Source organism: Sunxiuqinia elliptica (genome assembly GCF_900113005.1).
In the GTDB taxonomy this organism is placed as follows: Bacteria; Bacteroidota; Bacteroidia; order Bacteroidales; family Prolixibacteraceae; genus Sunxiuqinia; species Sunxiuqinia elliptica.
In genome coordinates, this window is the sequence record NZ_FONW01000001.1 from 256,594 (window position 1) to 279,432 (window position 22,839).

The window sequence follows — 22,839 nt, forward strand, 5'->3', positions numbered from 1 at the left end:
GCTTATGTTAACAGTAATTTTGACAGTGATTTTGCAAGCAGCTTCCGGTGCAGCTATCGGAAAACTGGGTGCTGCATTAGGAGCAGGAATTGCAGCTCTTAGTGCTGGAATGGGAATTGGTCGTATTGGCGACAGCGCTATGCAAGCAATTGCACGTCAACCAGAAGCTGCAGGCGACATTCGTTCAAACATGATTGTGTCTGCTGCATTGATTGAAGGTGTAGCTTTTTTTGCTGTAATTACCTGTGCTCTTGTAATTTTCATTTAAAGGAAATTCAATTACCTGTCGTCCGCTCCCGGGATTGCCGGGAGGCTGGATGACAAAATTTTTAAAAACAAGCATTATGGGATTTGTTACTCCGGATTACGGAACCTTGTTTTGGATGGTTATTGTTTTCGGAATCGTATTAGTCATTCTGAAAAAATTTGCGTGGAAACCAATCCTGAAGGCATTAAAAGACCGGGAAAACTCGATTGCCAATGCTCTCTCATCGGCTGATAAAGCACGCCAAGAGGTAAAAGGACTCAAAGCCGACCACGAAAGGATCATTGCAGAGGCTCGCCGTGAAAAAGAAGACATGCTGAAAGAGGCGAACGCAATCAAAGAAAAACTGCTTATAGAGGCCAAAGGTCGAGCAGAAGTTGAAGGACAGAAGATTATTGAATCGGCACGTCAGCAAATTGAAACAGAGAAAAAAGCAGCCATTGCAGAGATGAAAAAGCAAGTGGCCGAGCTATCTGTTTTAGTCGCTGAAAAAGTCATTCAAAAAGAACTGAAAGACAAGAATGCCCAAGAAACCATGGTCGAAGACCTTCTGAAAGATATAAAACTGAAGTAATCCTATGGATCAAAGTAAAATAAACGTTCGCTACGCCAAAGCCTTTTTTAGTCTGGCCAAAGAAAAGCAGTTGCTTGACGGGCTAAAAAAAGATGTGGACCTGGTTCTTCAGCTAACCAAAGACAGCAAAGAGTTTCAACTCTTGCTCGAAAGTCCGGTGGTTAAAACAGCGCAAAAGAAAAAGCTGATAAGCCAGATTTTTCAGAATCAGTTAAGCGAACTGACCATCCAATTTTTAATACTGATTACACAAAACAAGCGTGAGGCATATATCCCTGGAATTTGCCGTAATTTCATTGACCTGTATCGCAAAGACCAAGGCATAAGAACAGCAACAATTACCAGTGCTATGCCTCTGCAAAAAGATATTCTTACCCAAATTCAGCAAAAGCTCGCAAGTGAGCTCAATGCTAAAATTGAACTCAGCGAACGGGTAAACAGTGACCTAATCGGTGGTTTTGTTCTTCGCGTAGACGACCGCCAGGTAGATGCCAGCGTATCAACCCAGCTGCGCAAGGTCAAAGAGAAACTTTTACAAACTGAAAACAATAAGTAAAAAAGATAAACAATGGCTGATATTAAACCCGCTGAAGTATCCGCGATTCTAAAACAACAACTTGAAGGCTTTAAGTCGGAGACCGAACTGGAAGAAGTTGGAACAGTACTCCAAGTAGGCGATGGTATTGCCCGCATCTACGGGCTTTCGAATGTCGAAGCAAACGAAATGATTGAGTTTGCAGACGGCATGAAGGGAATTGTTTTGAACCTTGAAGAAGACAATGTTGGAGCAGTACTTCTAGGCCCTTCCGAAAACATTAAGGAAGGAGACACAGTCAAACGGCTGCAACGCATTGCCTCAATTGATGTTGGCGAAGGTTTGCTCGGACGTGTTGTTAACACGATTGGCGAACCCATTGATGGAAAAGGAGCTATTCAGGGTGAAAAATTTGAAATGCCCTTGGAACGAAAAGCTCCCGGAGTTATTTACCGCCAGCCTGTAAACCAGCCATTACAAACGGGGCTTAAAGCCATCGATGCCATGATCCCGATTGGTCGTGGACAGCGTGAGCTGATTATCGGTGACCGCCAAACAGGAAAAACAGCTGTTGCCATTGACACCATTATCAACCAGCGCGAAAATTTTGAAGCAGGCAATCCGGTCTACTGTATTTATGTTGCTATTGGTCAAAAAGGATCAACGGTAGCTAACATTGCTTCTACATTAGAAAAACATGGCGCCATGGACTATACGGTTATTGTATCAGCTACAGCTGCTTATCCAGCAGCATTACAGTACTACGCACCATACGCCGGAGCCTCTATTGGTGAATACTTCCGGGATACCGGACGCGATGCTCTGATCATCTATGATGACTTGTCTAAGCAAGCCGTATCCTACCGTGAAGTATCCTTGCTGCTTCGTCGTCCACCAGGTCGTGAAGCTTACCCTGGGGATGTATTCTATTTGCACAGCCGCTTATTGGAGCGTGCCGCTAAGATCATCGCTTCTGATGAAATTGCAGCACAAATGAACGATTTGCCCGAGTGCTTAAAAGATAAAGTAAAAGGAGGCGGTTCGCTAACAGCACTCCCGATTATTGAAACGCAGGCCAGTGACGTTTCAGCCTACATTCCGACCAACGTTATTTCAATTACCGATGGTCAGATTTTCCTGGAATCAAACTTGTTTAACTCAGGAGTTCGGCCAGCAATTAACGTTGGTATTTCCGTATCGCGTGTAGGAGGTAATGCCCAAGTAAAAGCGATGAAAAAAATTGCAGGTACCTTGAAACTCGACCAGGCCCAGTTCCGTGAGCTGGAAGCATTCTCGAAGTTTGGGTCCGATTTGGATGCTGCAACCATGCGCGTACTTGATAAAGGACGCAAGAACGTTGAAATCCTGAAACAAGGGCAATATGCACCAGTAAAAGTTGAGCACCAGATTGCAATCATCTACTGCGGAACAAAAGAACTGTTGCGCGAAGTACCTGTAGAGAAAGTTAAAGATTTTGAGAAAGATTTCATTGAATTGCTGGAGCTACAGCATCGTCCAACGCTGGATCAACTGCGCAAAGGAATTTTGAACGACAAAATTTCCGGTGTATTGGAAACTGTTGCCAAAGAAGTAGCAGAGCGCTTTAAATAAGCACTGAAATCTGAAATGCTGCCCCGTCAGCATTGTCATTCAATTACATTGAAAAATGACTAGTTTAAAAGAAATACGAACCCGAATCTCATCGGTAAAAACCACAAGACAGGTTACCAGTGCCATGAAAATGGTCTCGGCAGCTAAGCTAAAAAAAGCCCAGGACTCGATCCTGCAGATTCGCCCTTACGCGGATAAGCTGCACGAAATACTAACAACACTTAGTGCCAGCCTTGAGAATAGTGAAGATTCGGCATTTACAGAACAACGGTCTCCTGAAAAAGTCCTGATTGTCCTAATCAGTTCAAACCGGGGATTGTGTGGAGCTTTTAACTCAAGCATTGCAAAAACAGCCTACGAGCTGGCTATTAACAAATACAATCGTCAACTGAAGGAAGGGAATTTGGAGTTTCTGGTCATTGGAAAGCAAGGAGAAAAATACCTGAAATCGCGCAAAATGCCGATTGCTGGCGAGGCCAACGACTTATTTGACAAACTAAGCTTTGAGGAGAGTTCAGTTATCGCCTCTTCGCTGATGCAAGATTTCATTGTTAAAAAATACGACCGGATTGAACTCGTATACAACCAATTTAAAAATGCAGCGGTTCAGCTTTGTTCTGCTGAGCAGTTTTTACCAGTTGAAGTTAACGATGAAATTGATGAGCTACATCATTCCAGTTACCACTTCATTTATGAACCATCCAAAGAGGAAATTGTGAAAGAATTAATTCCTCGCTCCTTGAGAATTCAGTTTTACAAAGCTCTGCTTGACTCAAACGCAGCAGAACACGGCGCTCGAATGACGGCCATGCACAAGGCAACCGACAATGCAACCGACTTGATTAAAGAGTTAACGCTAACCTTCAATAAAGCTCGTCAAGCTGCCATTACCAACGAAATTTTGGAGGTTACCAATGGAGCTGAGGCTTTGAATGGCTAATCTCCCAAAAAGCTTTAAAATCGCTTAAAACGACTATTTCAGATAGATCCAAAAAAAGAGAAAGGGCTCAACAAAAATGTTGAGCCCTTCTTCGTATCTCAGTTTATTTCTTAGTCTGAAAAACGAGCTTTCAAGAACTCACGATTCAATCGAGAGATATTTGAAATAGAAATGTTCTTAGGACATTCTACTTCGCAAGCTCCGGTATTTGTACAACCTCCAAAGCCTAACTCGTCCATTTTAGCAACCATTGCCTTTGCACGGCGCTTAGCTTCTACTTTACCTTGTGGTAACAAAGCCAGCTGGCTAACCTTAGCCGATACAAACAACATAGCTGATGAGTTTTTACAAGCTGCAACACACGCACCACAACCAATACAAGAAGCAGCATCCATTGCTTCGTCAGCAGCTACTTTTGCAATTGGAATAGCGTTAGCATCAGGAATACCTCCCGTATTAACTGAAACATATCCACCTGCTGCGATGATTGTATCAAAAGCGGTACGATCAACGATCAAGTCTTTGATAATTGGGAAAGCAGCAGCACGCCATGGTTCAATGGTTACTGTCTCGCCATCTTTAAACTTACGCATGTGCAACTGGCAAGTGGTAATATCTTCGTCTGGTCCGTGTGGACGGCCGTTAATGTATAGCGAACACATTCCGCAGATTCCTTCACGACAGTCGTGATCGAAAGCAATTGGCTCCTTGTTTTCGCTAATTAACTGCTCATTCAAAATATCCATCATCTCCAGAAACGAGCTATCAGTAGAGATGTTGCTAACTTGATAGGTTTCGAACCGGCCTTTCTCTTTGGGACCGTTCTGACGCCAAACCTTAAGCGTGAGATTTATTGTTTTTTCCATGATTGATCTCCTTTTAAAAGCCGTTATTTATAATTACGTTGAAGCATTTCTACATACTCGTATACCAAATCTTCCTTGTCCATCTTAGGTTCTTTTTCAGTACCTTGATACTCCCAACAAGAAACATAGGCAAATTTATCATCCTGACGTAAAGCTTCTCCTTCGCCGGTTTGGTACTCTTCACGGAAGTGACCACCGCAAGATTCTTCACGGTTCAACGCATCATGCGCCATCAATTCACCAATTTCAATGAAATCGGCCAAACGGCTGGCTTTCTCCAATTCAATGTTCATTCCTTCTTTGTTTCCAGGAATGCGAACATTCGTCCAGAACTCTTTCTTAACCTTAGCGATTTTTTCGATGGCTCCCTGCAAACCTTCTTTGTTACGGGCCATTCCAACGAAATCCCACATCACCAATCCAAGTTCTTTATGAATGCTATCAACTGAACGATTTCCTTTGATGCTCAACAATTTTTCGAAGCGATCTTTCACTGATTTCTCAGCTTCAACAAATTCTTTCTCTTCAGTTGTCATTCTTGGTGTACGAATATCGTCAGCCAAGTAGTTCTGAATGGTATAAGGCAATACGAAATAACCATCAGCCAATCCCTGCATCAAAGCTGATGCTCCCAAACGGTTAGCACCGTGATCAGAGAAGTTAGCTTCACCAGCAGCAAACAATCCAGGAATGTTCGTTTGCAATTCATAATCAACCCAAAGTCCACCCATAGTATAGTGGATCGCTGGATAAATCATCATTGGTGTTTCGTATGGATTTTCGTCAACGATTTTTTCGTACATCTGGAACAAGTTACCGTAACGAGCTTCAATAGCATCGCGTCCTAAACGGTCGATTGCCGATTTGAAATCCAGGTAAACCGCCAATCCGGTACCAACACCAAAACCTGCATCGCAACGTTCTTTGGCAGCACGTGAAGCAACGTCACGAGGTACCAAGTTTCCGAATGCTGGGTAACGACGCTCCAAGTAGTAGTCACGATCGTCTTCTGCAATTTGTGTTGGCTTCAATTTTCCAGCGCGAATTGCTTCAGCATCTTCTTTCTTTTTAGGAACCCAGATACGTCCATCGTTACGCAACGACTCAGACATCAAGGTCAATTTACTTTGGAATTCACCGTGAACAGGAATACATGTTGGGTGAATTTGAGCCATACATGGGTTGGCAAACAAAGCACCTTTGTGGTATGCTTTAACAGCAGCCGAACCATTTGATCCCATCGCATTTGTTGATAGGAAGAAGGTGTTTCCGTAGCCTCCGGTTGCCAATACAACAGCATGTCCAAAGTGGCGTTGTAGTTCGCCGGTTACCAAATCGCGGGTAATAATACCACGAGCTTTTCCATCGACAACAACAATTTCAACCAACTCGTTACGCGTGTACATGGTTACGCTACCTTTGTTCACCTGACGCATCAAAGCTTGGTAAGCTCCCAACAACAACTGCTGTCCGGTTTGGCCTTTAGCGTAGAATGTACGGCTAACCTGAGCACCACCGAAAGAACGGTTGTCCAACAAGCCACCATATTCGCGTGCAAAAGGAACACCTTGAGCAACACATTGGTCGATGATGCTGTTACTCACCTCTGCCAAACGGTAAACGTTTGCTTCGCGAGCACGGTAGTCACCACCTTTAATTGTATCGTAGAACAAACGGTAAACCGAGTCACCGTCGTTTGGATAGTTTTTCGCAGCATTGATTCCTCCTTGAGCAGCAATCGAGTGTGCACGACGAGGAGAATCCTGGATGGTAAAGTTCTTTACATTGAAACCCATTTCACCAAGCGAAGCAGCAGCTGACGCTCCAGCCAAACCTGTTCCTACAATGATGACATCCAGTTTACGTTTATTTGAAGGGTTCACCAATTTTTGGTGATTCTTATAATTTGTCCACTTCTGGGCCAATGGCCCTTCAGGAATTTTTGAATTTATTACGCTCATAATTTCGTGTCTTTTCAATTAAAACTTAATCTGGAAATACAATGGGATAACTGAAAATCCAATAGCAATAATGATTGCAAATACAGCTCCTACTACCTTTAATCTTTTCAGCCAAATTTGATTGGCAAATCCAATGGTTTGGAAAGCTGACCAAAACCCATGTACTAAGTGCATTCCTAACAAAATAGCACCAACAACATAAGCAATACTGTAAAGCAGGCTCTCTTTAAACAAAGTCGCTACCAAAGCGTAAGTGTTTTCCATTTCTTCGCCGCCAACCGTTACATGTTGCAACAGCGGGTCGCCTGTTACCTTAATTTTCCAAAAGAACTGAATGATGTGCATTACCAGGAATACAAAAATCAATGCTCCCAAAATCAGCATGTTGCGTGAAGCCCAAGAACTTGATTGCGAGTTGTTCAGTTGTTTGTACCCAATTGGACGCGCTTTCATGTTTTGTAAACTAACAACCAACGACCAAATAATGTGAACCAAAAAGCCTAATGCCAAAACTGGTTCCATAATTTTGATAGCCGGATTAGTAGCCATAAAATGTGCCCCTTGGTTGAAAAGGTCACCACTATCATCGAAAATCAATAACAAGTTGATGGTCAGGTGAACCATAATAAACATCATCAGGAAAAGTCCTGTGACGCTCATTAAGAACTTTCTTCCAATAGAGGTAGTCAGAAAATTGCTCATAGGATTATCGTTTTATTTAAAAATTAATGAATCTGTTAAAGTCCACAAAAGTAGAGTTAAGTGGAGTCATCAGCAATAAAAGCATCATCAAAAATAGTTAATTTAAAACGTTTCTAAGAAAAAACAAGCAACTATAATAACAAGAGACTATTAACCACCGAATTACATAATAACTTGCTGTGAACTTTAAGTTAACGGAAAACCGAATTATGGGGTAATGTCAATGTCCAAGAGCTCAGTTTAAAACAAAAACCAAAAGGTGATCCTCGTAGCGCTTCTTAGGTTCCTCTTTATAGCGCTCAATTTCGTTTTTGATTCCTAAGGCTTTTTCCTATTTTTGCAAAGCTTTTACAAAAGGCTATCCTTTAAAAGCATGGTCCCGTAGTTCAACGGATAGAATAGCAGTTTCCTAAACTGTAGATATGGGTTCGATTCCCGTCGGGACTACAAAGCCCTGTCGTAAATTCACGGCAGGGCTTTTTGATTTAATAGATGTCAACAAAGAAGACCGCTTCAGGAAGCATCTCCTAAAGCGGTCTTTTATAATATTAGATAACCTTTGGCCCGACTGGCACAAGTCAGGCATCAAACAGGCCTTCCCAGGCCAACGGCACCAATTCGGCAGCTGCCGGCAGGGCTTGAATATTCATTGAAATAATCTTTCCCTTGGTAAACACCGAACCAAAAGCTTGCGGATTATGCAAGATTTCTTTGGCTTTATCGATGCCTTTATCCTCGCGAATGGCCGACTTGATTGCACCTTTCTGGTAATAATAACGGGTCACAATTTCATCGGTCAACATTTCTTTAACTTCTTCTTTGAAAGACTCAAGATCTTTATCCAGTTCGTGTCCAATTTTCACTTTGAGCGCTTCAAACTCGCCTTCAGCAACATCATAGTAACGTTCCTCCTTTGCTGTTTCAAGCAGTTTCTTAAACATCTCTTCGGTTTCCGATTGGTAGGAGAACTTACGCTCTTTCACAAAAGTCTTAAAATCATTGAAAATAGCATCGGTGATTTCGAACTCTTCTGGTGCCGCAATTGACTCATGCTCATTCGCAAATTTGGTCGCATAATCGAAAAACATAAAATCACGCACCAGGTTAATGCTTAAGCTACTCAATCGGTCAAGGTCAATTTTTTGGTCAGGTACAATTCCACCACCATCGTAAACTTTGCGCCCTTTCTTGGTTGTAAACTCAGTAATTAACGAATCTGGAATTGTTCCCACACTGCCATCTTCATTCCGATGAGAGTAATCCAACGCTTGAATACAGCGTCCGCTTGGAATGTAATATTTGGCGGTTGTTACCTTCAACTTCGTATTGTAGCTCAAATCACGAGTTGTTTGAACCAACCCTTTCCCAAAAGTGCGGGTTCCAATAATAACTGCCCGATCTAAGTCTTGCAGAGCTCCGGCAACAATCTCCGAAGCCGACGCCGATCCCCGATTCACCAATACAGCCATCGGCATAACGGTATCAATTGGGTTTTCGGTAGCTTTATACGTCTTATCCCATTGTTTAACCTTTCCTTTGGTACTTACAACTTCTGAGCCCTTAGGGACAAACAGGTTAACGATTTTCACCGACTCCATCAACAAACCTCCAGGGTTCGACCGCAAATCAAGCACTAAAGACTTCGCTCCCTTTTGCTCTTTTAACTCAACAAATGCCTTTTTAACCTCATCACCACAATCCTTGGTGAAATTAGACAAGCGAATATATCCGGTTTCATTATCCAGCATACCATAATAAGGCACCGCATCAATCTGAATTTTTTCACGAAGAATATCAATCTCCAGGTTCTTCTTTTTCCCCGGACGCTCTACCTTTACGCGCACCACCTTATTTGCAGGACCTTTTAGCAAGTTACTTACATCCTCGGTCGACAACTTCTCCGTCGATTTACCGGCCACTTCGCGCAAAATATCTCCGGCTTTTAATCCTGCCTTTTGAGCAGGGAAACCTTCATAAGGCTCAGCAATAACGACTTCATCGCCATGCTTACTAATCAGCGCTCCAACTCCGGCATACTCACCAGTCGTCATAAACCGAAAATCCTCCATATCCGATTCCGGGATGTAGTTGGTATAAGGATCCAAGGATTCCAACATCTTATCAATGCTAGTTTTTACCAAATCTGTCGGATTTATTTCATCCACATAGAATAAATTCAATTCCCTCACCAACGTATAATAGATGTCCAGGTTTTTATCAACCAGAAACAGTTTCTCGTCACGGTTAAAGCTACTCAACACCAAGGCAAAAACCACCAGCACAGCAGCTATTGAAATTCCTGTTTTAATTTTTCTGTTTCGTTTCATTGGCAATGTTTTTTATTGACAAACCACAAAAATAATAAAGCTTTGCTTAAAAGCTGTTGTCATTTTCAAGTAATTAGTTAAATAATCTTAACTGGCATTACAGTCCAAAAGTTGATTTTTAGATTTACATGGTCAAAAAAAATGCAATGCTCAAGTTTTCACCGAATACTCAAGAAGCTGATACTACTAAAACTCAATTAAGTTCTGATCAAGCATAACCGAAAATCCGAGATCTTCTTGCATATCCCAAAAACTTCATTTACTTGCAATTCCAAACTAAAAACAGTGCATGTATTTAATTAGTTCGTGTTTGGTCGGTATTAATTGCCGTTACAATGGAGGCAGTACTTGTCATCCAAAACTTGAGGAATTATTAAAAAAGGGAGTAGCAATTGCTGTTTGCCCAGAAATATTGGGCGATCTTCCCATTCCCCGAGACCCATGCGAGATTCAGGCAAACAAAGGGCAACTCTCGGTTTGCACCAAAAACGGATGCGACTACACCAAAGCATTTCGCCAAGGAGCACAAAAAACTTTAGACATATGCCAAACGACCGGAGTTACTCAAGCAATTCTTCAATCAAGAAGTCCATCCTGTGGCTCGGGACAAATTTATGATGGTTCGTTCACTGGCAAACTGATTGATGGAAACGGACTAACAGCAGAGCTCCTTCAGAATAACGGAGTCAGCGTCTACACGGAAACCGAATGGCTCAAGCAATTTGAAGACTAACCACCGGAACAAGCAATCCAACGAAAAAACTTTTTTACCATGAACGCTACGCCCAAACGATTAACCGCTGACTTTTTCAGACGAGATACGCTAAAAGTTGCCCGGGAACTTCTTGGCAAAACCCTCGTTCGGGCTTTTAATAATGGAGAACTTCGCTACTATCGAATTACTGAGACTGAGGCTTATTGTGGGCAGGAAGACTTAGCTTGCCACGCCAGCAAGGGGCGCACCAAACGAACTGAAATCATGTTTCATCCCGGAGGATTGGTTTATGTGTACCTCATTTATGGACAGTACTGGCTGCTCAATTTTGTTACCGAAGACAAAGATCAAGCTTCCGCCGTTCTTATCCGAGGACTGGAAGGTTTTAATGGCCCCGGACGTCTGGGACGTGAATTACAACTGGACCAAACCTTTTATGGCGAAGATTTAACTCATTCCCCACGACTTTGGCTTGAAGATGCTCCCATTCCAAAACAACTACAAACCACTCCCCGAGTTGGAATTGACTACGCCGGCGAACCCTGGACCAGCCATCCTTGGCGGTTTTGCTTAATCAACCAATAAGCTCACCCCAAAAATCAATACCAATAGGCCAGACAAATCTCTCCATTGAACAGAAGATCCATCCATCCGCTACTATTCATTAAATATTGGAAATCTTAGTGTTAATTTTGTTTTTGGTGTCATTTTCTGTTTGGTTTTTCAGAAAAAAGAAATACTTTTGCAGTCCCGATTATTGTCCGTACTTGCAGTTCTTATAAATAATTGATAATGTTGACGGTAGAAAGTTTATCAACATGCCCGATGTTAATAAGCCAGAAGCCGACCAACCAATTGAAATGTAAGTTTTTGCAACTTTTAGTGTTAATTTAAAAAATTAAAGGCAAGTGGATACTTTATCTTACAAGACCGTCTCGGCCAATAGTGCCACGGCAAATAAGGAATGGGTTGTTGTTGATGCAACAGATATGGTACTGGGTCGTTTAGCCAGTGCAGTTGCTAAGATGCTGAGAGGAAAACACAAACCCAACTTTACACCTCACGCTGACTGTGGGGACAATGTAATTGTAATCAATGCAGAAAAAGTGCGATTGACAGGTAAAAAAATGACTGACAAAATTTACCTGCGTCACACAGGCTACCCAGGTGGACAGCGTTCACAAACACCTGCTGATGTTTTAGCCAAGTACCCAGAACGTATTGTAGAGTCTGCTGTTCGCGGCATGCTTCCTAAAAATCGTTTGGGCCGTAAGGTTTATGGAAACATGAAAGTGTATGTTGGTGCTGAGCACAAACAAGAAGCTCAAAACCCAAAAGTAATTGATTTAAACAAGATTAAATTATAACAATGGAAGTAGTAAATACCCTAGGACGTAGAAAATCTGCTGTGGCTCGCGTATACATCAGCGAGGGTAAAGGAAATGTTACCATCAACAAAAGGGATTTAAAAGAATATTTCCCAAATGGAACACTACAGTATATTGTTATGCAACCATTAAACCTGCTTGGTGTAGCTGATCAATATGATGTAAAAGTAAATCTTGATGGTGGTGGTATTAAAGGTCAGGCTGAAGCGTTGCGTTTAGCCATTTCAAGAGCTTTAATCGAAATTGATGCTGAATCAAGACCAGTACTGAAACAAGCCGGCTTCCTGACACGTGACCCACGCGAAGTGGAACGTAAGAAACCAGGTCAACCAAAAGCACGGAAACGTTTCCAGTTCTCAAAACGTTAATCGATATTTTCAATCTAAATATGACTGTGGATCTGAAACCATTGAGACTCCCAGCTTTAGGCCAGGGGCTACTCAAAGGTTGCTTTTCAACAAATTATTTAAAAAAGTAAAAAGATGCCAAGAACAAATTTTCAAGAATTATTGGATGCAGGTGTACACTTTGGTCACCTGAAAAGAAAGTGGAATCCAAACATGGCTCCATACATTTTCATGGAGAAAAACGGAATTCACATCATCGATCTTCAAAAAACAGTTGTGAAAATCGATGAGGCTGCTGCCGCCTTGAAACAAATCGCCAAATCGGGTCGCAAAATTCTATTCGTAGCAACAAAGAAACAAGCTAAAGACATTGTTGCTGACAACGTAGGTAATGTAAACATGCCTTACGTAGTAGAGCGTTGGCCAGGTGGTATGCTAACAAACTTCCCAACAATCCGCAAAGCGGTCAAAAAAATGATCTCCATCGATAAAATGATGAAAGACAATAGTTGGGATAACTTGTCAAAACGCGAAAAGTTGCAAATTACCCGTCAACGTGCAAAACTGGAAAAAGTACTCGGTAGTATTGCTGACCTGACTCGGCTTCCAGCAGCACTATTTGTTGTTGACGTATTGAAAGAAAAAATCGCTGTACGCGAAGCTCAAAAACTGGGTATTCCTGTTTTTGCAATGGTAGATACAAACTCTGATCCAGAAGGTCTTGATTTTGTTATTCCAGCTAACGACGACGCTTCTCAATCAATCCGTTTGATTACTCGCATCATGTGCGATGCAATCGGCGAAGGCTTGAACGAACGCAAAGTTGAACGCGAAAAAGAAGGTGACGACGAAAAACCTAAAAAAGCGAAAAGCAAAAAATCAGCTGCAAAAGCAGAAACTGAAAAGGTTGACGTTGAAAACGACACCAAAGAAAAAGAATAATTGCTCTTTTAACATATAAAAAACACAAACAATTATGGCAATCTCTGCTGCAGATGTAATGAAGTTGCGTAAAGCAACAGGTGCCGGCATGATGGACTGTAAAAATGCCCTTGCCGACGCAAATGGTGACTTTGATGCCGCGGTTCAAATTATCCGCGAAAAAGGTAAACTAGTAGCAAACAAGCGTTCTGACCGCGAAGCCTCTGAAGGTGTTGCCCTTGCCGGTGTAAGTGAAGACAATCAATTTGGAGCAATTGTAGTTCTTAACTGCGAAACTGACTTCGTAGCTAAAAACGAAGATTTCGTTAAAACAACTCAAAAATTCCTGGATGCTGCACTTGCCAACAAGCCAGCTGATTTGGAAGCTTTGAAAGCAATTGAAGTTGAAGGACGTACCATTGAGTCTCATGTAACTGAACAAACTGGTGTTATCGGTGAAAAAATCGAATTGTCATTCTATGGCAAAATTGAAGCCGGTGCTGTTGTTCCTTACATCCACCCAGGAAATAAACTAGCTACTTTAGTTGGTTTCAACAAAGGTGGAGTTGACACGCAGGTGATGAAAGATGTTGCTATGCAAGTAGCTGCAATGAGCCCTGTAGCTGTTGATAAAGACAATGTTGCTCCTGAAGTCGTAGAGAAAGAGTTGGAAATTGCTAAGGAAAAATTCCGTCAGGAAGGAAAACCAGAAGCAATGCTTGACAAAATTGCTCAAGGTTCATTGAATAAATTCTTCAAAGAAAATACGTTGTTGAACCAAGCTTTTGTTAAAGACAACAAACAAACAGTGAAAGAATATTTAGTATCAGCTGACAAAGATCTTAGCGTTACTGAATTCATTCGCTTTGCACTTTCTGAATAAGCTATATACAGCATAAATAAAAAGGAGTTTCCAGCTGGAAACTCCTTTTTTTGTGTCAAAATCAATATCTAATACCTGTAAACATCTCCACCACTTGACTCGTTAATATCTTTCCTTTTTGGGTCACCTTTATACCGAATATCCCCACCACTGCTCGCAGAGGCTCTCAATTCTTCTGTGGCATGAACTTCAGCATCAGCTCCGCTGGAAACACTCACCTTACAATATTTAGCGACAAAATCATCGCAAGAAATATCGGCACCACTGGAGGAGGATGCTTCAAAACGATCTGTTCTCCCTGAGATCTCAGCGTCAGAGCCACTGCTTGTATCAAGCCATACAGCCTTAGCTGTTACATCGTCTAGTTCAACATCAGCTCCAGCGCTTACGGCAATCTTTAGTTCATCGAGTTTAAACGCATTTTCCGATTCAACATCAGCACCTGCTGAAACATCTAAGCGAGTCAGATCATCAAACGTGACATAACAAGAACGCTCCTTATTCCACATCCAGTTTCGGTTCTTTTTCATGTAAATGTGCAAAATTCCATTCCGCACCTCGGTAATGATATCATCAATAAGATCTGGATCAGCTTTCACAACCACTTCTTCGGCGTTTCCTTGAGTCAGGTATAAGTCGATACCACTACTAACAGAGATTCCATGAAACGCTGCCGTATTACGCTGCTGGGTATTTCTTTTCTCACTATAGCCATGCCCGGGCATTAAGAAAAACAGGCCTACCAGAAAAGCCATTGCTAAGTACAAATGTTTTTTACTTGTGTTCATCGCTCTCTACTATTTTAATCTATTAATATTTCTTCTATCTCTTTAAAACATTCCCGCCTGAAGATGTGCTAATTTCTACTGTTTTCGGATTTCCTGAGTAGAAAACATTTCCTCCACTCGATGCTTCTCCCTCAAACTTCCTAGTCGCCTTAATATGAATATTAGCCCCACTGGAAGCATCAGCAAAACAGGCATCAGCAGTAAGCTCTCCCGCTTTTAGAATTGCTCCGGAGGAAGCCTTCAAGTTCACTGATTGCGCCTTTCCAGCTAACTTCATATTAGCTCCTGAAGACACTTTCCCTTCCAAATGATCCAGATTTATTTTCAGATCCTGGCTGCTTCCTGAACTCGATTTTGTCTCCAGATTTTTCAGCTGCAGCATGCCATCAGAAGAAACACTTGCACCAGCATTCGTATGCAAAGCATCAATATCTTTAAACTCTACAATAATTGACATTTTAGTCGCATTCTTAATTCGTTGATCCGTGTACAAGCGAAGTTCATCTCCTCGAACTTCACTTTGGATAACATCATGCAAGTTTTCATCGGCTTCAACAATCACTTGATTTCTATCTGTTTGTTTTAAGATAACCTTTAAGCCGGTAGACACTTTTAATTGTTCAAAATCGCCAACATCTCGATAAGAAGTTGTTACATTCCCATTTCCTTTAATCGATGGACCAAGAAACATACAGGCTGAAAAAGCCACGATAAAGGTCAAAAAAGATAGGGTTAGGATAATTGTTTTTTTCATTCTCTAAGTATTGTTTGCAGGTTATAAATAGCACATCTTCTGCATTCTTCTTTTATCCAGGAAAGGGTAAGAAGTAAGACCAATGCAAAATCATTTCAAAAACCTGTTCATCTAATGGACGAACAAATTTGTTTTTCGTTACACAAGATAAAAATGACTCAGGGGAATATCCTTGAATTTTCGTTAAACACCCGGAAATAATCGGTGAAAACGTTCGATAGAAGTAATCATCTAGAAATAAAGCGAATAAAAAAACTCGAAGCACCCGACGATTATTGAGCGATAAACTCACCAATAATCATCAGTCCATCCAATGTCAAATTCTCTTCAACATGATTGATGCGCGAAGACTCTTTGTTAAAGATTCCTGACAAACCTCCTGTTGCAATCACATTGAGCTTCTCGCCCAGCTCTTTTTCCGTCTGTTCAATCATTCGGTCAACCAGCCCCGTATAACCAATCATAACTCCAGATTGAATAGCATGAACCGTATTACGGCCTAAAACAGACGGCGGAACAGACAGCTGCACATGAGGAAGTTGTGCGGTGTTCCCCGCCAAAGAATTTACAGCAGTTCCTAATCCTGGGGCAATAGCAACCCCCAAAATTTCTCCAGTACCCGACAAGGTCAGAAATGTAAGTGCCGTTCCAAAATCAACCACCATACAGGGCTTTTCAAATTTAGTAAACGCCGCAGTTGCATTTGCCACCAAGTCTGTACCGATTTGGTATGGATTTAAAATACGAATCGGGAGCCGGTGATAAATACCGGGTTCAATCACCAACACTTTCAACTTAAGAAGTCCCTCAAAAAGCTCTTGAAAATCATCATTCAACGAAGGCACAACGCTACTTAACACTGCTCGCTGAATTGCTCCAATCTCCACTTGGGCATTCCCAAACAAAGAGCGAAAAATCACTTCATACTCGTCAGCGGTTTTTCGTGCGTCAGTCCTTATCCTCCAGATGTGTTTCCAACGATCTTGAGCTTTAAGCCCCAGAACAATGTTGGTATTGCCGATATCAATAGCTAATTGCATAACATAGAATATTGAAACAAATAAACTAAAAATCCTTCAAAACAACAGGAACAAAAAGAAAGACTAAGCTTCATTTTTTATACTTTTATTGCCAAATAAGAGGCTACAACGGAATTGTGTCTATTTTTTTACTAATTTTAACAAAGCTAAACGTGCTACTCCCAGACCAAAAGCATGATTAACCTATATTATTCTTGAGTTATGCAAAATAACAAAGGGCCACTAATTTTTGTAGTAGAAGACAACCCCGTTTACAGCAAGCTAGTCGTTAGCTACCTGAAGACCAATAAATTCCTTAACGTAGAAGCATTTTCAACCGGCGAAGAAGCCATCAAAGCGATGGAACGCCAACCCCGGATTGTCATTCAGGACTACCTTCTAGATGGAATGAATGGAATCGAGGTCTTAAAAAGAACCAAGAAAATAGCTCCCGAGGCGCAGTTTATCTTTCTGTCCGGACAAGACAGCATTGATATCGCCATTAATACCATGAAGTATGGAGCTTACGATTATATCGTTAAAGACCAGATGGCGTTGAAAAAGCTTGTTAACAAGATGACCAAAATCCTATCCATCACACAACTGGAAAAGAGCAATAAGCGCTACCGAACTGGCGTGATCCTGTTTTTTATCTTTTTGTCACTGTTTATTGTTGTCATCATTGCCATGGCGATCATGTATCCTGAAACATTTGGCCTAAGCTTTTAAACGACTCACTCTAAACACGGTACTGCATTTCTGACGAATACCTGCTATTCTTCAGTTGTGGCTAAATGCACACAACCATTCCTCAAATAAGCCTACCACAAACAATGCTGTAAAAAATAAACATGCTTGATAGCCTAGATTTTATATTTTTGCAGCATGAACTATTATTCATACGTTTTATACAACCAGGAGCATCATCGCTTTTACTACGGGTTCTGCATGGACCTGAAAAAGGCGGTGCAAGCTCACAACCAAGGAAAAGTTGAGCTAACAGCAAACTATTCCAACTGGGTTATTCTCTATGACGAAGGGTTTCATAGTAAGCAGGAAGCCATTCGTCGGAGTCGGTTCTATCGTAGTGTTGCCGGACAACGCTATCTGAAAAACATTCTGAATTATTAGATTTTAACACCAATTCGTTAATAACCTGTTACACAAAGCACAATAAGCACTCGTGCTTTTTCGTATTTTTGAAAGTTAAACATGTAAATCAACAAGTCATGAAGAAAATAATGATGGCGGTTTTAGCCTTGGGACTTTTAAGCTCAAGCTGTAAGGTATTTCAAAAAGTTAAAAAGGAGGATAAACCTGCAACTGAAACCGTGCAGGATGATACTCAAACCAAAGTGTTTTCTGTTCCATCAACTCAAACTGAAGTAAGAGAAGCTCCAAGCTCTGATCGCATGTATGAGCAGGCTGAGAAAACAGAAAAGCCCGTTCGTATTCAATCGGAGACATTCACTTTTGCTCAAAAAGAAGATCAGGCAAAAAATGAGAATAACAGCTATTTTGTCATCATCGGAAGTTTTAGCAGCAATGCGAACGCCAATCGCTACAAGCAAGAGTTGATTCCTCAAGGATTCAATCCAATTGTACTACACAGCGAAACTGGCTACTACCGCGTGTGTGTTAATTCATTTACTGATGAGTTTGAAGCTCGCAAACGAGTTTACCAAATCAGAAATGATTTCCCTCAATATGCCGACACTTGGTTGTTGATCAAGAAATAAGCTAAATACTTGTATTAGCTGAAAGAGAAGAAAAAACTTAGGGTTAATAAGTACCTGTTCCATTCTAAGGACAGCACTTATTAACCCTTTTTATTTTTGTAACGAGTCGACAGACTCTTGCTATTTTCTTTTCAATACTCGCCTACAGCGCAGTTGTTGAAGGCACTTGTAATAAACGCTCGGCAGCTTGCTCTAGCGTGCTGTTTTCCTTAGCAAAACAAATACGCACATACCTCGACTTACCTTTTTCGTGGTAAAAGGCCGAGGCCGGCATCGTTGCTATTCCAAAATCACGTGCTAAACGCTCCGAGAATTCAACATCTGTCTCATCCGAGATATTTGAATAATCCAACAGCTGGAAATAACCGCCCTGAGCAGGAATAACCTGATACAAGCTTCCGTCCAGCAAGCGATTAAAATAATTCCGTTTGCCCTGATATAACTCTGAGGTATCTTCAAACGACATGTTTTTGGGGAGAAAATCGGCCAAAGCATATTGCAATGGCGTATTCACGTTGTAAATCTGAATTTGCTGCATTTTCCGAAATTCGCGCATCAGCTTCTCGGGTGCGACACAGTATGAAATCCCCCAACCATTAACGTTGTACAACGGTCCAAAAGAGGATACAATAAAGCTTCGCTCGATCAACTTCTCGAAACGCGAAACACTCTGATGAATCTGATTGTCAAAAATGATCGATTCGAAAATTTCATCACTCAACACGATGATGTTTGTTCCATTAGTCAACCGCTGAAGCTGCAACAAATCATTCTCAGAAAGCACTGAGCCTGTTGGGTTGTGTGGAGAATTCAGAATAATCATTTTGGTTTTCGAAGTCACCATTTTCCGCAGTTCCTCCCAGTCAATCTTAAAAGCCGGAGCTTTCAACCTGACATAAACCGGGCGTCCACCATTCAATACAATTGAAGGAGCAAACGACTCAAAAGCGGGCTCGAAAATGATGACCTCATCATCATCTTTTACCACAGAACTAATGGCTGTATGAATCGCCTGAATCGTTCCTGCAGTAACTGTTACTTCAGTTTTGGGATTAAATTCGTGACCATAATGCATTTTTATCATGTCACTAATCCCTTTCCTTAACGGATAAATACCTTCAAGAGGAGCATAATTGTTGTAACCTTCATTGAAGTATTTTACAGCCAAATCAAGCAACTCCTGAGGACATTTAAAATCGGTTTTCCCGATGGCCATATCCAACGCACCTGTTTCCTCGATCAACTGACAGATTGAAGAAAATGAACTAGAAGTTGTATTTGGCAATTTAGACTGTACCATATCACAAAAAGTAAGTTCGCAAAAATAATAAAAGTGCCGTTAGTCCACCGATAATAAAATCAAAATTAAAGAATTATTCTTCATGAGTCGTTATCCGAGCACTTCTTTTAAAACAGCTAACGACTTTAACTCCTCAACAAAATCGAGGTGGGTTCGGTAATAATTAAGTAGTTGAGTGAGCAAAGCAGCTCGCTGGCGGTTATCCAGCTTCAACTGTTCAACTTTGCTAATATCAAATTGAAAAAGCTTTTTAAAATTTGAGGTCGTTTCAACATCCATGTAATGGTTGTGTAGCGGCTCAGCACCCGAGAAATTGGCTGTTTCCAAATCGAAGAACATGGCCCCCCCATTGGTTGGCAACTGCGGGAAAATGCCTAAAAACCGGGTTAAATGAAACAGAAAAGCCAAGTGGAAGTTTGCAATTCCATCTTGCTTCATGTCCAACAGCGCAATAGCGTGGTAAAGAAAGTCGAACAATTCCTCGTTTGCCTCTTCCTCCTTCAAGCATTTCAGCAGCACCTCGGACAGGAAAATGGCTTGAGAACTCTTGGTAATCTCAAACGGAATATGCTCAAAAGGCATGCACAAACGAGCATCTTTAATTCGCTGCAGATCCTTTCCTGGCCGATAATAAACCTCCAAGTCCAACAAAAACAACGGCTGAAAAAGACTCTTCTTAAAGGTCGGCCTTTTTTTCCGTATGCCTTGAACCAAGTAGGATTGATGGCCAAACTTCTCAGTATAAAAACGAGCAATAATACTTGTTTCTGAATAATTGATATGATGAAGATAAATGCCCCTGGTTTTCTCTTGCACGGCTCGCTAAACTTGATTAATGGATAAAAAGAATTTTAGTTGAAAATGTCTTTTCGCCGGATTTATCATTTCCAAGTACGAGGTAAACCCCGGTACTCACACGCTTTCCATTCAGGTTTTTACCATCCCAAACAGCCTGCCCTCCCAAAGAGGTTGTTTCATGCACCAGGTTCCCACTAATATCCGTTATTTTCACATCGGTATCAGCAATCAGTCCTGTAATCACAATATCGCCTTCATAGGTTTCCCGCACTGGGTTTGGAAAAGCATATACATCTGCATATTCCTGTCCTCCCTGTGTAGCCTCCCCCCGATACGAAATAATTCCTTCGGGAGTGCCAAAAAAAACTTCCCCTGTTTTATCATTCACGGCAATACTCTGAATGGAGTTGGAAAGTAATGGACTATTGGAAACGTTAAAGTTTTTCAACTCATTTTGCCCATCTTCCGACACCAAAAACACGCCAGAACTTTTAGTTCCCAGCCATTTCCGGTTACCACCATCTACAGCAATGGCAGTTACGGTTTCGGTTTCGAGCAACGGATGGTAAACACCATCATTCAAATCTAAACCGGGTTGAGTGGCATAAAAAGAAGCGCCATCCCAAACATCTTCCGGGTTGAAATAAACAGCAACTCCCTCAGAAGTTCCAACCCAAATCGCACCTTCCTGATCAAGCGCAATCGAATACACGTCATTCATCCGGTTAAAGTCTTCCTGTTCACCATTATTGAAATAGGAAATTAACTTCAGGTGCTTACCGTCGGAACCATCTCCTTTGCGAACATACAAATCACGTCCACGAGGAAGGATGATCCACTGATCATCATTCGGAGTAATTACAATTTCGCCAACATCGACTCCCTCAACATCTTCAAGGGTAAAGGACTCCCAACTTCCTGCTGCAGTATAAACCGACAAGGGCCTTCCGACCAAGGAATTGGTCACCCACAAGTTATTTTCTGAATCGAAAGCCATGCCGCCAATGCGAACAAAATTTGGACTATTATCATCGGGCAATGCCGACTGAAGACTGCTGTTAAACTGATTAAAACGTTCTTCAAACGCCCCTTCGCGAAGCTCAACAACTCCTCCGCCCCAAGAGCCCAGGAAAACATGATTCGGATCGGTTGGATCAACAACTACATTCACAATGTCGTGCAAATCATTCAATTCCGAAATATTAGTCCGACTAAAACTGGACCATTCTCCATTTCGAAATAGCTTTGCCTCCGGCGTATTAAAAACATTGTTCCAAATATCTGTTCGCCCTCCGGAAGTTACCCAAAGGTCATCGTCATGAGCTAGCATGGAGAACACCCGGTTATCAGATGGCCCAACGGGAATTAGCTTGTCAAAGTTGCCCCCCTGCTTTCTCACCAAGCCCGTTTTTGCATCAGCCAGCCAAAGTGTTCCATCTGCCGAACAAGCAGCATCGCTGAAATCCGGATTATGAATTGTCTCTCCTGCTGTTGTGTATCCGTTTACTTCAGTCTCCAACGCTCCCGAAGCATCATAAACATGCAGTTTTCCATTCATGGCAACAAGCAATCGGTCATGACAAGCCCGAACTTCCTGAATCTTATCCAATCCAGGAAAAATCCGTTCCCAAACATTTCCATTTTGCTGGTAGAGTTCTTGTTGCCCCGAACTTTCATCGGAATAACAAGCAATCACAGCACCATTGAAAAACTCAAGACTAGCAAATGTTTGATTTGAATTTGGAACAGCATCAACGTGCACCCAGGCTTCAAAATCCTGTAGGTTGGGAGAATCTTGATCAGCCCGATAGATGCCGTTTTCAGTAGCCGCATACAGATAGTTTCCATCAAAAGTCATGTCCATCACCCGAAGCGATGTACCGTTCTCTCCAATATAGTAAGTGTCTTTAATCTCCCGTTTTTCCAGGTTGACGGCAACAATTCCAAAGCCACATGATAGATAGGCCGTTTGCCCAACAACCAAAACGGAGTAGATCTTTTTATCGCCTTGAATCTGTTTCCGCTTAATCGCAGAAATATTGAAAACCTCCTGTTCAAAAATCAAATCCAGATTACTATTTTCATAAGCCAGCACAACCACTTCAGCAGCCTCACCATAAGCCATCTGAACCGGGCGAACATCAGACAAACCATTGATCTGATTGAACTTCTGCAAGCTATTATCGGCTAAATCATAAGTGAACAAACCTCCTGTTGTTATACAGTAAACCTTGTTATTTGCTTCAATAGTCTGCAAAGCAGAAGTGTAAGACAAATGATCACGCCACTCACCAACACCTATTTGAGCTTGCACTCCAAAGGATAAGCAAACGAGACAGAGTAAAAGGTAAAATTGTTTCATCCGTTTAGTTTTGTTTATTTTTTCATGGTCAGCCCAACGGGGCA

24 protein-coding genes and 1 tRNA gene are annotated in these 22,839 nt (G+C 41.6%); 15 read left to right on the forward strand and 10 right to left on the reverse strand.

Annotated features, from left to right (window positions below; all coding sequences use genetic code 11):
* The first annotated feature begins 4 nt into the window (after window positions 1-4).
* The 5 genes from BM156_RS00965 to atpG all read left to right on the forward strand — a co-directional run bounded on the left by BM156_RS00965 (window position 5) and on the right by atpG (window position 3,925).
* Entirely contained in the window at window positions 5-268 is a 264-nt protein-coding gene (locus tag BM156_RS00965; protein WP_093917948.1) for an ATP synthase F0 subunit C, read from the forward strand.
* Window positions 269-344: 76 nt separating this feature from the next.
* Entirely contained in the window at window positions 345-839 is a 495-nt protein-coding gene (locus tag BM156_RS00970; RefSeq protein WP_093917949.1) for a F0F1 ATP synthase subunit B, read from the forward strand.
* Window positions 840-843: 4 nt separating this feature from the next.
* The gene (gene atpH / locus BM156_RS00975; RefSeq protein ID WP_093917950.1) at window positions 844-1,395 is read left to right on the forward strand and encodes an ATP synthase F1 subunit delta; all 552 of its coding nucleotides are present in this window, start codon (window positions 844-846) and stop codon (window positions 1,393-1,395) included.
* A gap of 12 nt (window positions 1,396-1,407) precedes the next feature.
* Window positions 1,408-2,985, forward strand: a complete 1,578-nt coding sequence (gene atpA / locus BM156_RS00980; RefSeq protein WP_093917951.1) for a F0F1 ATP synthase subunit alpha — start codon at window positions 1,408-1,410, stop codon at window positions 2,983-2,985.
* A 55-nt stretch (window positions 2,986-3,040) separates the two neighbouring features.
* Window positions 3,041-3,925: an ATP synthase F1 subunit gamma gene (gene atpG, locus BM156_RS00985; protein WP_093917952.1), complete on the forward strand. Its 885-nt coding sequence runs from the start codon at window positions 3,041-3,043 to the stop codon at window positions 3,923-3,925.
* Between the two features lie 110 nt (window positions 3,926-4,035).
* On the opposite strand, the gene BM156_RS00990 is transcribed toward atpG, so the two are convergent.
* From BM156_RS00990 to BM156_RS01000, 3 genes are read right to left on the reverse strand one after another with little or no spacing between them, the layout of a single operon-like run.
* Window positions 4,036-4,791, reverse strand: a complete 756-nt coding sequence (locus tag BM156_RS00990; RefSeq protein ID WP_093917953.1) for a succinate dehydrogenase/fumarate reductase iron-sulfur subunit — start codon at window positions 4,789-4,791, stop codon at window positions 4,036-4,038.
* Window positions 4,792-4,814: 23 nt separating this feature from the next.
* Window positions 4,815-6,752: a fumarate reductase/succinate dehydrogenase flavoprotein subunit gene (locus BM156_RS00995; protein ID WP_093917954.1), complete on the reverse strand. Its 1,938-nt coding sequence runs from the start codon at window positions 6,750-6,752 to the stop codon at window positions 4,815-4,817.
* A gap of 18 nt (window positions 6,753-6,770) precedes the next feature.
* The gene (locus tag BM156_RS01000) at window positions 6,771-7,454 is read right to left on the reverse strand and encodes a succinate dehydrogenase cytochrome b subunit (RefSeq protein WP_093917955.1); all 684 of its coding nucleotides are present in this window, start codon (window positions 7,452-7,454) and stop codon (window positions 6,771-6,773) included.
* Window positions 7,455-7,829: 375 nt separating this feature from the next.
* On the opposite strand from BM156_RS01000, the gene BM156_RS01005 reads away from it, so the two are divergent.
* Window positions 7,830-7,901: transfer RNA gene (locus BM156_RS01005), tRNA-Arg, on the forward strand.
* Window positions 7,902-8,032: 131 nt separating this feature from the next.
* Here the strand turns inward: BM156_RS01005 and BM156_RS01010 are convergent.
* A complete protein-coding gene (locus tag BM156_RS01010) occupies window positions 8,033-9,781 on the reverse strand; it encodes a S41 family peptidase (protein WP_093917956.1) in 1,749 nt (582 codons plus the stop codon).
* 289 nt (window positions 9,782-10,070) lie between these two features.
* Here BM156_RS01010 and BM156_RS01015 point away from each other — a divergent pair, with 289 nt between their 5' ends.
* The 6 genes from BM156_RS01015 (at window position 10,071) to tsf (ending at window position 14,035) form a co-directional block, all read left to right on the forward strand.
* Window positions 10,071-10,514 (forward strand): 2-thiouracil desulfurase family protein, encoded by a 444-nt coding sequence (locus BM156_RS01015; protein ID WP_093917957.1) that lies wholly within the window; start codon window positions 10,071-10,073, stop codon window positions 10,512-10,514.
* A 39-nt stretch (window positions 10,515-10,553) separates the two neighbouring features.
* A complete protein-coding gene (locus BM156_RS01020; protein ID WP_093917958.1) occupies window positions 10,554-11,081 on the forward strand; it encodes a DNA-3-methyladenine glycosylase in 528 nt (175 codons plus the stop codon).
* A 323-nt stretch (window positions 11,082-11,404) separates the two neighbouring features.
* Window positions 11,405-11,863: a 50S ribosomal protein L13 gene (rplM, locus tag BM156_RS01025; RefSeq protein WP_093917959.1), complete on the forward strand. Its 459-nt coding sequence runs from the start codon at window positions 11,405-11,407 to the stop codon at window positions 11,861-11,863.
* Between the two features lie 2 nt (window positions 11,864-11,865).
* On the forward strand, window positions 11,866-12,252 hold the full coding sequence (gene rpsI, locus BM156_RS01030) for a 30S ribosomal protein S9 (protein ID WP_093917960.1): 387 nt from the start codon (window positions 11,866-11,868) through the stop codon (window positions 12,250-12,252).
* A 114-nt stretch (window positions 12,253-12,366) separates the two neighbouring features.
* Entirely contained in the window at window positions 12,367-13,173 is an 807-nt protein-coding gene (gene rpsB / locus BM156_RS01035) for a 30S ribosomal protein S2 (RefSeq protein ID WP_093917961.1), read from the forward strand.
* A 34-nt stretch (window positions 13,174-13,207) separates the two neighbouring features.
* The gene (gene tsf / locus BM156_RS01040; protein ID WP_093917962.1) at window positions 13,208-14,035 is read left to right on the forward strand and encodes a translation elongation factor Ts; all 828 of its coding nucleotides are present in this window, start codon (window positions 13,208-13,210) and stop codon (window positions 14,033-14,035) included.
* A 68-nt stretch (window positions 14,036-14,103) separates the two neighbouring features.
* Here the strand turns inward: tsf and BM156_RS01045 are convergent, their stop codons facing one another.
* The 3 genes from BM156_RS01045 to BM156_RS01055 all read right to left on the reverse strand — a co-directional run bounded on the left by BM156_RS01045 (window position 14,104) and on the right by BM156_RS01055 (window position 16,617).
* The gene (locus BM156_RS01045; RefSeq protein ID WP_093917963.1) at window positions 14,104-14,823 is read right to left on the reverse strand and encodes a head GIN domain-containing protein; all 720 of its coding nucleotides are present in this window, start codon (window positions 14,821-14,823) and stop codon (window positions 14,104-14,106) included.
* A gap of 34 nt (window positions 14,824-14,857) precedes the next feature.
* Entirely contained in the window at window positions 14,858-15,577 is a 720-nt protein-coding gene (locus BM156_RS01050) for a head GIN domain-containing protein (protein WP_093917964.1), read from the reverse strand.
* A gap of 272 nt (window positions 15,578-15,849) precedes the next feature.
* The gene (locus tag BM156_RS01055) at window positions 15,850-16,617 is read right to left on the reverse strand and encodes a type III pantothenate kinase (RefSeq protein WP_093917965.1); all 768 of its coding nucleotides are present in this window, start codon (window positions 16,615-16,617) and stop codon (window positions 15,850-15,852) included.
* A gap of 201 nt (window positions 16,618-16,818) precedes the next feature.
* Here BM156_RS01055 and BM156_RS01060 point away from each other — a divergent pair, with 201 nt between their 5' ends.
* From BM156_RS01060 to BM156_RS01070, 3 genes are all read left to right on the forward strand, one after another.
* Window positions 16,819-17,325 carry a response regulator gene (locus tag BM156_RS01060; protein WP_093917966.1) on the forward strand — a complete coding sequence of 169 codons (507 nt, stop codon included), beginning with the start codon at window positions 16,819-16,821 and terminating at the stop codon, window positions 17,323-17,325.
* A 156-nt stretch (window positions 17,326-17,481) separates the two neighbouring features.
* Window positions 17,482-17,727 (forward strand): GIY-YIG nuclease family protein, encoded by a 246-nt coding sequence (locus tag BM156_RS01065; RefSeq protein WP_093917967.1) that lies wholly within the window; start codon window positions 17,482-17,484, stop codon window positions 17,725-17,727.
* Window positions 17,728-17,825: 98 nt separating this feature from the next.
* Complete coding sequence (locus tag BM156_RS01070) at window positions 17,826-18,335, forward strand: SPOR domain-containing protein (protein WP_093917968.1); 510 nt, start codon at window positions 17,826-17,828, stop codon at window positions 18,333-18,335.
* A 142-nt stretch (window positions 18,336-18,477) separates the two neighbouring features.
* Here the strand turns inward: BM156_RS01070 and BM156_RS01075 are convergent, their stop codons facing one another.
* The 3 genes from BM156_RS01075 to porZ form a co-directional block, all read right to left on the reverse strand.
* Window positions 18,478-19,635: a methionine aminotransferase gene (locus tag BM156_RS01075; protein WP_093917969.1), complete on the reverse strand. Its 1,158-nt coding sequence runs from the start codon at window positions 19,633-19,635 to the stop codon at window positions 18,478-18,480.
* Between the two features lie 90 nt (window positions 19,636-19,725).
* Window positions 19,726-20,451: a DNA repair protein RecO gene (gene recO / locus BM156_RS01080; RefSeq protein WP_093917970.1), complete on the reverse strand. Its 726-nt coding sequence runs from the start codon at window positions 20,449-20,451 to the stop codon at window positions 19,726-19,728.
* Between the two features lie 16 nt (window positions 20,452-20,467).
* Window positions 20,468-22,795, reverse strand: a complete 2,328-nt coding sequence (gene porZ, locus BM156_RS01085; RefSeq protein WP_170846815.1) for a type IX secretion system anionic LPS delivery protein PorZ — start codon at window positions 22,793-22,795, stop codon at window positions 20,468-20,470.
* Window positions 22,796-22,839 lie beyond the last annotated feature (44 nt).